Raw genomic sequence first — 14,243 nt, 5'->3', positions numbered from 1 at the left:
CGCCGGCCGGGTCGAGGGCGGGCAGCCCTGGTCATCGGGGGGACGGTCGGTGTCCCCGACCGGTCGCCGCGCGGCTTGCCAGGTCCCGCAGCCGGCGATGCAGGACCTTGCCCACGCTGTTGCGGGGCAGGGCCGGCAGGAAATGGATCTGGACCGGCACCTTGTAGGACGCCAGTCGTGCGGTGGCGAAGGTTTGCAGCTCGTCCTCGGTCGCCGAGGCTCCGGCACGCAACACCACCGCTGCCGCCGTCTCCTCGCCGAGGGTCGGGTGCGGCCGACCGAAGGCCGCCGCCTCGCGTACCGCGGGGTGGGTGGCGAGCACGGTTTCGATCTCGGTCGGGGAGATCTTCTCGCCGCCACGGTTGATGATGTTGGCGGTTCTTCCCCGCAGGGTCAGATAGCCGTCCTCGTCGAAGGCTCCCTGGTCCCCGGTGCAGAGCCAGCCGTCGAGGAAGGGCTGCTCCCCGGCCGGGACGTCGAGGTAGCCGGCGATGACGTTCGCGCTACGGATCAGGACCTCGCCCGTGCTGCCCGGCGCATCGGTCAGCTCTCCCGCCGCCGTCCGCAGGACGATCGCCGAGTCCTGCGGGAGGCCCACCGTGCCCGGCTTGCGCGGACCGTCCAGCGGGTTGCTGGCGACCTGGCCCGGGGCCTCTGTCAGCGCGTACGCCTCCACCACCGGCACCGCCAGCGTCTCCTCCAGCCGCTCCAGCAGTGGAACCGGGAGGGCGGACGAGGTCGACCGGACCACGCGCAGGCGCAGCTCGTCGGCGATCGCGGGAAGGCTGCGGATCATGGCCAGCATGGTGTGGTGCACCACGGGTGCCGCCGAGTACCAGGTCGGCGCCGCCGCACGGATGAGCTCGAGCAACGCCTCCTGGGTGGTCAGCGGAACGCAACTCGTGCTGCCCCCGCTCACCAGCGGGGCCAGCAGACCGGTGAGGATGCCGTGGGCGTGGTGCAGCGGCATCGCGTTCAGAGCGCGGTCCCCCGCGTCCAGCCGCAGCGTCTTCGCGACGCTGTCCGCCGCGGCGGAGAGATTGCCCTGGGTGATCTGGGCGACCTTCGGGACGCCCGTCGTGCCGGAGGTGAAGAGCAGCAGCGCCGGGTCGTCGGCCGCGCGCGGGTCATCCTCCGCCGAGCCGTCCAGCTCGTCGACCGACCAGGACAGGATCGGGGTGTCCGCACCGAGCAGGGACCGCAGCCGGGGTGCGTTCTCGGCGTCGGCCAGGACCGCGCGCGGACGGAGCCGCACGAGGTAGTCCCTCAGCTCGCGATCGGCAAGGCCCGGGTCGAGCGGCGCCACCGCGCACGCCGACATGGCGGCGGTCAGGGACAGCGCCATGCGCCAGTCACGGCCCATGACCATGCCAACGCGGTCCTGGCCCGTCACACCGGCATCCCGCAGTCGTGAGCGCGCCCCGTCCCGGATCCGGCGCAGGTCGTGGTGGGTGGCCAGGACCCCGGTGGAGCCGAGGAGGGCCGGCGCCTCGCCCACCCGGATCGCAGCGGCGCGTAGCCGGGCCTCCAGGGTCGCCGGACTGGTCGTAGAAGTCGTCGGGTCCGGGTGGTCTGTCAGCATCGTGTCCTCCTGGCGGTCAGGCCCGGTGGCGGTTGTCGGGGGTGGTGGTGCGTCACGACGAGCGCAGCGCCTTGTCCAGGGCCTCGCCGATGGTGGCGAGCGGCTCCCGGGACAGCGCCGGTCCGATCGACACCAGGGGTGCCATGGCCAGCAACTGGTAGTGGGTGCAGGCGATGTGGATCTCCTCGAAGCCGCCGTCGACGTACGGGCCCCACGTGCTCCGGGCGGGGATGGGCTCGCCCTTGTCGGCGGTCGCGCGGAAGAACAGGACATCCCCCCGGTACACCCGGGGCACGTGACGGCGTCGGACCTGCCGGTGGTAGTGGTAGGCGCTGAGGGCGAGCCGCTGCTCGTCGCCGTGCAACAGGTTGAGTGTCGGCACCGTGCCACCGGCCAACTGCCGAATCTCCTCGGCCATGGTCGCCGGGTCACCGGGCTCGTACCGCAGGTGCTCCTCGGGCACCGGCGTGCCGACGGCGTCCGGGTCAAACACCATGTTCGTGTCGAGGATCCCCAGCAGGGACACCTCCTCGCCGGCCTCCTGGAGCTGCACGGCGACCTCGTGCGCCAGAACGCCCCCCAGCGACCACCCGATGACCTGGTACGGCCCGGACGGCTGCACGGCTCTCATGTGGGTGACGTACTCCCGGGCCATCTCCTCCACGCTGCCCGGTCGACGACCGGTGCTCGCCATGGCCACCGACTGGATGCCGTAGAGCGGGATGTCGGGATCCAGGTGTCGCAGCAGACCGCTGTACACCCAGCTCAAGCCGCCGCCGGAGTGCATGCAGAACAGCGGGGTCCGGGTGCCCTCGGCCCGAATCGGATACACCACGTCGAACGCCTGCCGCAGGCCGCCGGTCAGCAGGTACCGCGTCAGCTGGCGCGGGGTCGGCGCCTCGAAGACCGCACGGACGGAAAGGCCGGTGTCGAAGGTCGCGCGGATCCGGGTGACGAGCCTGGTCGCCAGCAACGAGTGACCGCCTCGGTCGAAGAAGTTCTCCTCGACCCCGACCTGGTGCACCCCGAGCACCTCCGCGAACAGGTCGCAGATCAGCTGCTCCTGAAGCGTGGTGGGAACCAGGTCGGAAGTGGGGCCGCCGGCGTAGTCCGGCGCCGGCAGTGCCCGGTGGTCCAGCTTGCCGTTGCCGGTCAGCGGCAGGTCATCGAGGACCAGCACGGCGGCTGGGACCAGATGCGCGGGCAGCCGCTGGCCGAGGAACCGGCGGACCAGCCCGGGCAGCCCCTCGCGCGCGCCGTCGGCCGGCACCACGTACGCCACCAGCCGGACGTCTCCCGGGACGTCCGCACGAGGAACGACCGCCGCCTGCGCCACCTCGGGGTGGGTCAGCAGGGCGGCCCGTACCTCGCCGGGCTCGACCCGGAAGCCCCGGATCTTGACCTGTTCGTCGGCTCGGCCGACGAACACCAGTTGACCGTCCGCGGTCCAGCGGACCCGGTCCCCGCTCCGGTACATCCGGCCGCCCGTCTCGAACGGGCATGCTACGAAACGTTCGGCGGTCAGGCCGGGACGCCCGACGTAGCCCCGGGCCAGGCCCTCCCCGGCGATGTAGAGCTCACCGGTCACGCCGGGCGGAACCGGCTCGAGCGTGGCGTCGAGGACGTAGACCCGTGTGTTGCCGATCGGCGTGCCGATCGGCACCTGCCCGCCGCCCAGCGCATCCGAGGTCAGCCTGCCGGTGACCGCGCCGACGGTGGCCTCCGTCGGTCCGTAATGGTTGTGGATCCTCCGCTCGCCGGCGACCGCCAGGACGGCCCGCACCAGTTCCGGCGAGGCCGCCTCGCCGCCCAGGATCAGCGACTCGGCCGGTAGCACCGGCCCGACACCGTTCTCCGCTGCCAGCGCCGCGAGATGCGACGGGACCAGCTTCACGTGGTCGATCCGGTGCGCCGCCAGGTAGGCGGCGACCGCCACCGGGTCGGTCGCCGTGTCGGCGTCGGGCACGTGCAGCTCACCGCCAGTGACGAGGCTCGCGTACAGCAGTGTGTTGCCCAGGTCGGTGACCTGCGGCTGGAGCAGGGCGTACCGGCTGCCCGGCTGGCCCAGTCCGAGCCGCTCGGACACCGAGGTCACATAGTTGGCCAGTGATCCGTGCGTCACCGCCACCCCCTTCGGGCGACCGGTCGAGCCGGAGGTGTAGATCACGTACGCCAGTCCACCGGCGGCCACCGGCACGCCGAGAGGGCCGTGCGGCGCTGCGGCGAGGGTGGTGAGCGTGAACGGGTCGTCCAGCGCCAGGACCGGCGTCGGCCCCTCGGGCAGGTCCGCCCGGTTGCCCACCAGCACCGCGGCGCCGCTGTCGGCCAGCAGGAACGCGGTCCGCTCGGCGGGATGGGCCGGGTCGACCGGCAGGTAGGCCGCCCCGGCCTTCCACACGGCCAGGATCGAGGTCACCATGTCCGCCCCGCGCGGCAGGCACAGTCCGACCACCGTCTCCGGCCCCACGCCCTTCCTGACCAGGAGGCGGGCCAACCGGTTCGCGTGGTCGTCGAGTTCCAGGTAGGACATGCGCGTGCCGTCGCAGACCAGGGCCGTGGCGGCCGGTGTCCGCGCCGCCTGCCGCTCGAACAGCGACACGACGGACCGAGCCGGCGGCGGCTCGACCATGGTGTCGTTCCATCCGGTCAGCACCTGGGTCCGCTCCTCGGGGGCGAGGATGTCGATGGCGCTGAGTGGCAGCGTGGGGTCGACCACTACCGATGCGAGCACCCGGTGTAGGCGATCGACCATCCTGCGGACGGTCGGCTCGTCGAACAGGTCGACCGCGTAGCGGACGAAGGCCTCCACCGGTCCCGGCTGGCCGTCCGGCGCAGAGCCGACGAACAGGGTGAGCGACAGGTCGAACTTCTCCCGCTGCTGGAACGCCGTCAGCCGCTCGGCCCGTACGGCGGGCAGTTCCAGGCTGGACGCGCCGGTGAAGATGACCTGCTGCATGATCTGGAAGAGGGGGTTACGCGCAGCCGATCGCGGCGGATTCACCACCTCCACCACCCGCTCGAACGGCACATCCTGATGCGCGAACGCACCCAGACTCGCCTCCCGCACCCGCCCCAACAAACCCCGAAAACTCGGATCCCCCGACGTATCGACCCGCACCACCACCGTGTTCAGGAAACACCCGACCAGATCCCCCAACACCCCATCCGAACGCCCACCCACCGGCGTCCCGACCACAACATCCTCACCCGCCCCCAACCGCGTCAACACCACCGCCAACGCCGCATGCGCCACCATCGACACCGTCGCCTGACACGACCGCGCCAACTCCACCAACCCCGCATGCAAACCCGCATCCCACCGCTCCACGAAACCCGCACCACGCCCCGACCCCACCACCGGACGCGGCCGATCCACCGGCAGATCCACCTCCACCGGCAACCCCGCCAACACCCCCGCCCAATAACCCAACTGCCGCGACACCACCGAATCCGGATCACCCTCCGAACCCAGCACCTCCCGCTGCCACAACGCGAAATCCCCGTACTGCACCGGCAACGGCGCCCACCCCGGCACCCCACCCTCCAACCGCGCCCCATACGCCACCGAAAGGTCGCGCCCGAACGGTCCGGCGGACAGGCCGTCGGTGGCACTGTGGTGGAAGAGGATCATCAGCACGTGGTCCTCGGAGTCCTCCAGGGCGATCAGGCTGGCTCGCACCCCGGGCTCCGCCGCGAGATCGAAGGTGTATTCGACCGCCTCCTGCAACGTGTCCCCGAGCGTCGCCTCGGCGCTGCGCAACCGCCGCAGCCGCTGCGGGGCGGCGGGCAGCACCACCTGAACCGGCTGCCCGTCGACCTCCTGCAGCAGCGTCCGCAGCACCTCGTGGCGTGCCACCACGTCGGAGAACGCCAGTTCCAGCGCGTCCACGTCGAGCGGACCCGAGAGTCGATAGATGAACGGCATGTTGTAGGTGGCACTCGGACCCTCGATCTGGTGCAGGAACCACAGCCGCTGCTGCGCGTACGACATCGGCAGCCGGGCGGGGCGGTCACGCGAGGTCAGGGCGGGCCGGGCCTGAGCGGCCGTGTCCAGCAGCCGGGCCAGCTCGGCCGGCGTCGGAGCCTCGAATACCGCGCGCACCGTGACCTCGCAGTCGAACGCCCCGCGGATCAGCGACACGAGGTGCGTGACGAGCAACGAGTGCCCACCGAGGGCGAAGAAGCTGTCGTCGGCAGCGACCGCGTCCACCCCGAGGGCCTCCGCGAACAAGCCGCAGAGGATCTCCTCCTCGGCGCTGACCGGTCCGCCGTCCGCAACGGCGACGGCGCTGTCCGGCTGGGGCAGCCGGGTGTGGTCCAGGCCGCCCGCGGCGGTGCGGGGCAGCTCGTCGAGGGTCACCACGGCACCGGGAACGAGGTGCCGTGGCAGCAGGCGCCCGGCGTGCTCGTGCAGCGTGGCCGGTTCGCCTCCCTCCCGCACGACGACGTAGGCGACCAGCTGCCGCTCGCCGGCGCGGACGTCGGCGACGGTGACGGCGACGTCGGCGACAGCCGGGCAGGCGGCGAGCGCCGCCTCGACCTCGCGAAGGTCGACGTACCGACCCCCGAGCCGAACGATCGTCTCGGGGTCGCCGACATATTCGAGCAGACCAGCCGAGTTCCAGCGAACCCGATCGCCGGTGCGGTGGGCCGGTGTGCCGATCGGGTCCCCGGAGTGGGGCAGGCGGACGTCGTCGTCCGGACCACCGAGGGACGGGCCGCCGCGCGGCAGACGAGATCCCTCAAGGTACAGCTGCCCGACCACACCGTCCGGGGCGAGGGCGAGCGTGTCGTCGAGCACGTACGCGGCGACCCCGTCGCGGGGCCGGCCGAGCGGCGCCCGCACCGGCACGTCCATCCCCCGCTGCCAGGTCGCCGACAAGGTCAGCGGAGCGCCGTCCGGGCCGTGGTAGGTGCGCACCTGGAGGCCCGGGCAATGTTCGAGCACCCGCTGGACGGCGTCGGCGGGCGGCACCGGACCGCGAACCATCACCTCGGCGACCCGTGACAGGCACTCCGGCTGCTGTTCGGCCACCGCCGCGAACAGGCCCGCCGGCAGGTCCACGGCGGTCACCGCCTCGTCCTCCACGAGCCAGCCGATCGACTCGGCTGTCATATCCTCCGTGCCGGCCAGGATGGCGGTGCCGCCGTGCAGCAACGGATACCAGAGACCGTGGCTGAACGGCTCGAATCCGTACGGCGTCACGGTGAGCAGCCGCCCGTGGACCGACGGGGTGAAGATCGGATCCGCCACCAGGTCGACGACGTCCCGGTGGGTGAGCACGGTCGGTCGCGCGGTCGTGGGCGCCGTGACGAACGCGGGTTGCCCGGCATCGGCGACGTCGCAGGGGTCTGTGGTGTGCGGCTCGCCCGGCCCGACGTCGTCGATGCGCACCACGACCACGCCGTCGTGCGCCAGTGAACCGTCCACCGCCTGATCCGCCAGCAGCAGCCGGGCACCGTACCGGTGCAGTACGGACCGCAGCTGCGCGGGAGCGGCGTGCGGCAGCAGGGGTACGCACCATCCGCCGACCTTCAGGACCGCCAACGTGGCGGCCACCGCCCCGACGGAGGGTTCCAGCAGCACGACCACGGGCTGCCCCGGACGCATACCCGCCGAGAGCAGGTGGTGTGCGAGCCGGTCGGCCCGATCCTCGAGTTCGAGATAGGTCAGGGTGTGCCCCGCGCAGTGCACCGCGACGGCCTCCGGCACGCGATCCACCTGCTGCCGGAACGCCTCCGCGAGAGTCCGGGGCGCGGCCGCGCGGCTCGCCGGCGCGGCACCCGTGCCCTGCCGCACCAGCCGGGCCCGCTCCTCCTCGTCGAGCAGTTCGATCGCGCTGATCGGCTGATCGGGGTCTACGGTCACGGTTTCGAGCACCCGCACCAGTCGGGCGATCAGCCGGCGGACGCTCGACGCGTCGAACAGGTCGGCGGCGTAGCGCACGATGGCCGACATCGGCCCGGGGCGTCCCGCCACGGTCTGCGCATGCAGCATCATCGAGATGTCGAACCGGGCGGCGTCCAGATGCGCGGGGAGCTCCTCGACGTCGAGCCCGGGCAGGTCCGGGATCGCCGTAGCGTCGAAGCTGACCTGCTGCATGATCTGGAACAGCGGGTTGCGACCGGCGGACCGTGGCGGGTTCAGCACCTCGACGATCCGTTCGAATGGCACGTCCTGGTGCTCGTACGCGGCGATGCTGGTGTCCCGCACCCGGGCCAGCAGATCCCGGAAGGTGGGGTCGCCGGCGGTGTCGATGCGCATGACCAGGGTGTTCGCGAAGAACCCGATGAGCCCGTCCAGGGCATCGTCCGCCCGGCCGGCGACCGGGGTCCCCAGCGGGATGTCCGTGCCCGCGCCGGCCCGGCTGAGAACGGCGGCCATGGCGGCGTGCGACACCATGGCGAGGGTGGTGCCGGTGACCCGGGCGAGTTCGTTCATCCGCTCGTGCAGCTCCGTGCCCAGGTCCTGGACGAACGCCTCACCCCGGCCGGAGGCGACCGCCGGACGGGGCCGGTCGGTCGGATAGTCCAACTCGACCGGCAGGTCCGCCAGGGCCCGCGTCCAGTAGCGCAGCTGCCGGCTCACCGCCGAGCTCGGATCGTCCTCGGAACCCAGCATCTCCCGCTGCCACAACGCGTAGTCCGCGTACTGCACCGGCAGCGGTGCCCACTGCGGTGCCCGGGTCCGGTACGCCTCGGCGAGGTCCCGCGCCAGTGGCCGCATCGACCAGCCGTCACCCACCACGTGGTGCAGCAGGATCACCAGCAGGTGGTCGTCGGTGTCCGCCACGGAGACCAGGCTGACCCGGATGGGCGGCTCACCGGAGAGGTCGAAGGCGTGGCCGAAGATGGTGCGCAGCACCTCGTCGACCTCGGACTCGGCACATCCGGTCCGGTGCACCGGCACCGGCCCCGCGGGCAGCACGACCTGCACCGGCCGCCCGTCGACCTCGCGCAGCACAGTGCGGAGACTCTCGTGGCGGGCCACCACGTCGGTCAGCGCCGCCGTCAGCGCCGCCAGGTCGAGGGGACCTCGGATCCGCCAGGTCACCGGCAGGTTGTAGGTGGCGCTCGGCCCCTCCAACTGGTTGAGGAACCAGAGCCGCTGCTGCGCGTAGGACATCGGTACCTGCGCCGGACGCGGGCCCGCCGTCAGCGGCGGACGGGCACGGGTCGCATCCCCCAGCCGCCGCGCGAGTGCCGCCGGTGTCGACGCCTCGAACACCAGGCGTACCGAGAACTCACGGCCCATGGCGGCCCGGGCCCGGGAGATCAGCCGGGTGACCAGCAGCGAGTGTCCGCCCAGCGCGAAGAAGTCGTCGTCGACGCCAACGGTGTCGACCTCGAGCACCTCGGCGAAGAGGTCGCAGAGGAGCTGCTCCTGCTGGTTGGCCGGCTGCCGGCTCTCGACACTCGCCGCGCGGTAGTCGGGAGCCGGCAGGGCACGCCGGTCGAGTTTGCCGTTGGAGTTGATCGGGAGCGCGTCGAGCGTCACGAACGCCGCCGGCACCACTGCCTCCGGGACCGCCGCGCCGACGTGCCGGCGCAGGTCCGCGGCGGACGGGGCCGACGCGTCCGGCGCCGGGACGACGTACGCGACGAGCCGCTTGTCCCCGGGGCGGTCCTGCCGCACGACCGTCGCGGCCTGCGCCACCCCCGGGTGGGTCGCCAGCACCGCGTTCAGCTCGCCGAGCTCGATCCGGACGCCGCGGATCTTCACCTGGTCGTCGAGCCGGCCGAGGAAGTCCAGGGTGCCGTCCGGGCGCCAGCGGCCGAGGTCGCCGCTCCGGTACATCCGGTCGCCCGGCTGACCGAACGGGTCGGCGACGAAGCGCGCAGCGGTCAGATCGGGGCGGTTGTGGTAGGCGTGAGCGAGGCAGTCCCCGGCCATGTACAACTCACCCGGCACCCCTACCGGCACCGGCCGGAGTTGCTCGTCCAGGACGTATATCCGGCTGTTCCAGATCGGAGCGCCGATCGACGGGGTCAACGGCCAGTCCGCCACCGCGGCCGGCAGCGGCGTGCCGGTGACGAAATGCGTCTCCGACGGGCCGTACTGGTTGTGCAGGGTCAGGGCCGGACGAGCGGCATGGAACTCCCGGACCCGGGCGGTCAGTTGCAGTGCCTCGCCGCCCTGGATGACGTGCCGCAACGAGTCCAGACGGAGTCCCTGCTCGAGAGCCGCCTCGTAGACGGCGGCGATGACCAGGTCCGGGGCGTTGAACTCAGTGACCTTCTCCCGGTCCAGCCACGCGGCGAACCGGGCCAGGTCAAGCCGGGTGTTCTCGTCCGGTACGCAGAGCGTCTTCCCGGTGAGCAGGGCCATCAGCATCTCGTACTCGGAGGTGTCGAAGCCCACCGAGCCGAACTGCGCGATGCGGGAGCCGGGCTCGCAGGGGATGACGCTCGAGTTCCAGGCCACCTCGTTGATGAGGACACGGGTCGGCACCAGCACGCCCTTGGGCCGACCGGTGGACCCGGAGGTGAAGACCATGTAGTGGGGCGTCTCCCAGGTGACCGGTGACGGCCGGTCCGCGTCCACGGGGTCGTGTCCGGGGAAGGCGCCGAGCCGGGTCTGGAACTCCGGCCCGTCCAGGGTCCACACCCGACCTGGCAGGGTCCGGGCATCGGCGTCCGTGGTCAGCAGCACTGTCGGACGGGTGTCGTCCAGGATGAAGCGGATCCGGTCCTGCGGATAGGTGACGTCGATCGGCAGGTAGGCAGCACCCGCCTTGATCACCGCCAGGAACGTGACCACGAGCTCGCTGCTGTGCCGAAGGGCCACGCCGACGAAGGAGCCCGGCCCGATCCCGTCCGCGAGCAGCAGGTGAGCCAGGCGGTTAGCCCGCTCGTTCAGCTCACGGTAGGTGAGCTGTCCGTCGTGCGCGCGCACCGCCACCGCGTCGGGGGTCCGCCTCACCTGACGCGCGAGCAGCTCCGGCAGTGGCAACCGGGGCAGTTCGACCCGGTCACCGTGCCAGCCGCCCATCACCTGGTCGCGTTCGCCGTCGAGGAAGAGGTCCACCTCGGACAGCGGCTGCTCGGGCCGGGCGACGAGCCGCTCCAGCACCGCCCGGAACCGGTCGGTAAGCAGCTGGGCGGTGTCCAGCCGGAACAGGTCGGTGGAGTATTCGAGCGCCCCGCTCAGTCCGGCCGGCGAGCCGTCCGGCAGATACCGCTCGTCGAAGGTGAACAGCAGATCGAACAGGGCACTCCCGGTGTCCAACGGCTGCGCGGCGCAGTCCAGGTCGGGCAGGTCGACGTGGTAACGGTCGTACTCGACGCTGACCTCCAGCATCACCTGGAAGAGCGGATTGCGCGCCAGCGACCGGCTCGGGTTGACCGCCTCCACGACCCGCTCGAAGGGCACGTCCTGGTGCTCGTACGCGGCCAGGTCGGTATGGCGCACCCGGTCCAGCAGTTCGGCGAAGGTCGGATCTCCACCGAGGTCGAGGCGGAGCACCAGCGTGTTGACGAAGAAGCCGACCAGGTCGTCGAGCGCGGCGTCGGTGCGTCCCGCGACCGGCGTACCTATGGGGATGTCGGTGCCTGCACCGAGCCGGTGCAGCAGGGTGGCGAGGGCGGCGTGCAGCACCATGAAGACGGTGGTGTTGGTGGCCCGCGCCAGCTCCACCAGCCTGCGGTGCGTCGACGGTGGGACGGACAGCGGCAACCGACCGCCGCGGTAGCTGGCGACACCGGGACGCGGGTGGTCGGTGGGCAGCTCGAGCTCCTCGACACAGCCGTCGAGGTTGCGGCGCCAGTAGTCGAGCTGGCGGTGGGCGAGACTGGCCGGGTCCTCCTCGGCGCCGAGCATCAGCTGCTGCCACAGGGTGTAGTCCGCGTACTGGACGGGCAGCGGGGCCCACGTTGGAGCCCTCCCGTCCAGCCGGGCGGTGTACGCGTGACGCAGGTCCCGGGCCAACGGGCGCATCGACCAGCCGTCGCTGCCGATGTGGTTGAGGATCAGCAGCAGTGTGTGCTCGTCGGATCCGTCGGTGAACAGGCGGGCCCGCAGCGGCACGTCGACGGTCGGGTCGAAGCGGGCCCCGACGGCCTGGCGCAGCGCCAGCCGAACGTCGTCGACCCGCTCCACCGGCAGCGCGGGGCGGGCCTGCTCGGCATCGAGGACCACCTGACAGGGGTGGCCGTCAACCTCGGGGAAGACCGTCCGCAGGTTTTCGTGCCGGGCGACGACGTCCTGCAGTGCGGTCTCCAGCGCCGCCGCGTCGAGCGGCCCGGTCAGGCGGACCGCGAGAGGCAGCGTGTAAGCCGCGGACCGTTCCTCCAGTCGGTTGAGGAACCAGAGTCGGCGCTGAGCGTAGGAGAGCGGTATCCGTTCGGGGCGCGGTGCGGGAAGCAGCGGTGGACGTGCCGCCGGCGCCTCGTCCACGAGCACCGCCAGGCCGGCCGGGGTGGGGGCTTCGAACACCGCGCGGACCGCCAGCTCACACCTGAAGGCGGCACGGATCCGCGAGACCAGGCGGGTCGCCAGCAGCGAGTGCCCACCCAACTCGAAGAGGTTGTCGTCGATGCCCACCCGGTCGACCGGCAGCAGGTCGGTGAAGAGCTCGCAGAGCACTGCCTCGGTCGTGGTGCGCGGCGGCCGAATCTCGCCGCGCGGGGAGAGCGCGGGCGCCGGCAGAGCCCGGTGGTCGACCTTGTTGTTGGCGGTCAGCGGGAGCCGGCTCAGCCGGACCACGGCGGAGGGCACCATGTACTCCGGCAGTCGTCGCCGGGCCTGCCGCTCGAGGGCGTCGTCCAGGTCACCGTCCCCCACCACATACGCCACCAGCCGCTTCTCGCCCGGCTGGTCCTCACGGGCCGACACCGCGACCTGGCGGACCCCCGGCAACTCGGCCAGCACGGACTCGATCTCCGACAGTTCGATGCGAAAGCCACGGATCTTCACCTGCCCGTCCGCCCGCCCGACGAAGTCGAGCAACCCATCCGCGGTCCAGCGGACCCGGTCCCCGGTGTGGTACATCCGGGTACCAGCTGGCCCGAAGGGGTTCGCCACGAATCGTTCCGCGGTCAGGTCCGGCCGCCCCAGGTATCCGCGAGCCAGTCCGGAGCCGGCGAGGTAGAGGTCGCCGACGACGCCGTTCGGCACGGGGGCCAGGGACGGGTCGAGCACGTAGGCGCACATGCCGTCGAGCGGGCGGCCGATCGGCACCGGGGTCGGCACGTCCTCCGCGCGGCGCCATGGGGCGGAAGTAGCGAAGAGGGTGGTCTCGGTCGGGCCGTAGTTGCTACGTACGAGCAGACCGGGGCAGTGCTCCAACACCCGGCGGACAGCTACGGGAGAGACGACGTCCCCGCCCGTGATCACCACCCGGACGTCGGCGAAGCACTTCGGGTACTCCTCCGCCATGACCCGGAACAGGCCGGCGGTCACGTCGACACCGGTGATCCGCTCGCGCCGCATCAGTCGCGCGAGCCGTTCCACGGTCAGGTCCGCCTCGGGTGCGATCACGGCCGTTCCGCCGTGCAGCAGCGGGTACCAGAAGGAGTAGGTGGACGGGTCGAACTCGTACGGGGTCAGCAGCAGCACCCGGTCGTGATCGCCGGGCGTGAAGATCGAGTCGCTGATCAGCTCGAAGACGTCGCCGTGGGTGACCGCGACGCCCTTCGGCTCACCGGTCGACCCGGAGGTGTACATGACGTAGGCGAGCTGGTCGCGGTAACCGGCGACCTCCGGGTCGGTGGCCGGGAACCCGGTCAGGTCCGGGTCGTCGATCGAGATGACGCAACCGGCGACGGGGATGCCGCGCTCGCGCATCACCTCGTCGGTCACCAGCACGTCGGCGCCGCACTCGGTGAGCACCCACTGCATCCGGTCCTGCGGCGAGGCGTGGTGCAGCGGAACGTAGAAGCCGCCCGCCTTGAGGATGGCCGTCAGCACGACCACCAGGTCCACCGTCCGGTCCAGCAGGGTCGCCACGGGCCGCTCGGGCCCCACGCCCGCGGCGCGCAGCCGATGGGCCAGCCGATTCGATCGCTCGTCCAGCTCCCGGTAGGTGAGGCTGCGGTCGCCGCAGCGGACGGCGACCGCCTCAGGGGTACGGGCGGCCTGCCGCCGGAACGCATCCTGCAGGCTCCGGTCGGCGAAGGCAGCCGGATCGGGGAGGGCCCCGGTGCCCTGCCCCAGGAGCCGCTCCCGTTCCTCACGGCCGAGTACGGGGATCTGGCTGATGCGCCGGTCGGGCTGTGCCGCGACCGCCCGGAGCACCCGGGCGAGGCGCTCGACGAGTTGTCGGGCGGTGGGCGGGTCGAACAGGTCGAGTGCGAACTCCACCTCGGCGGTGAGAGGCCCCGGTTCCCCCTGGGGGGTGCGACCGCAGCGGAGGTTGACGGCGAGGTCCAGCGTCCCACGCTGCGGGCCCCGGGAATGGTCGGTGGCGACGGCGTCGCCCAGCCGTAGCGGCACCCGATCGTCGTCCTCGACGTGGAGCATGATCTGGAAGAGGGGGTTACGCGCAGCCGATCGTGGCGGATTCACCACCTCCACCACCCGCTCGAACGGCACATCCTGATGCGCGAACGCACCCAGACTCGCCTCCCGCACCCGCCCCAACAACCCCCGAAAACTCGGATCCCCCGACGTATCGACCCGCACCACCACCGTGTTCAGGAAACACCCGACCAGATCCCCCAA

At 71.8% G+C, this 14,243-nt stretch carries 2 protein-coding genes; both read right to left on the bottom strand.

Features of this window, described 5'->3' with window-relative positions; genetic code table 11:
* Positions 1-31 precede the first annotated feature (31 nt).
* Positions 32-1,582, bottom strand: coding sequence for an AMP-binding protein (locus tag ACLQ22_RS30605; protein WP_425695364.1), 1,551 nt, complete (start codon positions 1,580-1,582; stop codon positions 32-34).
* Between the two features lie 52 nt (positions 1,583-1,634).
* Positions 1,635-14,243 carry an amino acid adenylation domain-containing protein gene (locus tag ACLQ22_RS30600; RefSeq protein ID WP_425695363.1) on the bottom strand — a complete coding sequence of 4,203 codons (12,609 nt, stop codon included), beginning with the start codon at positions 14,241-14,243 and terminating at the stop codon, positions 1,635-1,637.

Source organism: Micromonospora sp. DT178 (genome assembly GCF_049841695.1).
Lineage (GTDB): Bacteria > Actinomycetota > Actinomycetes > Mycobacteriales > Micromonosporaceae > Micromonospora.
Note: the sequence above shows the minus strand (reverse complement) of the source record. Positions and strands in the feature narration are given on the sequence as shown.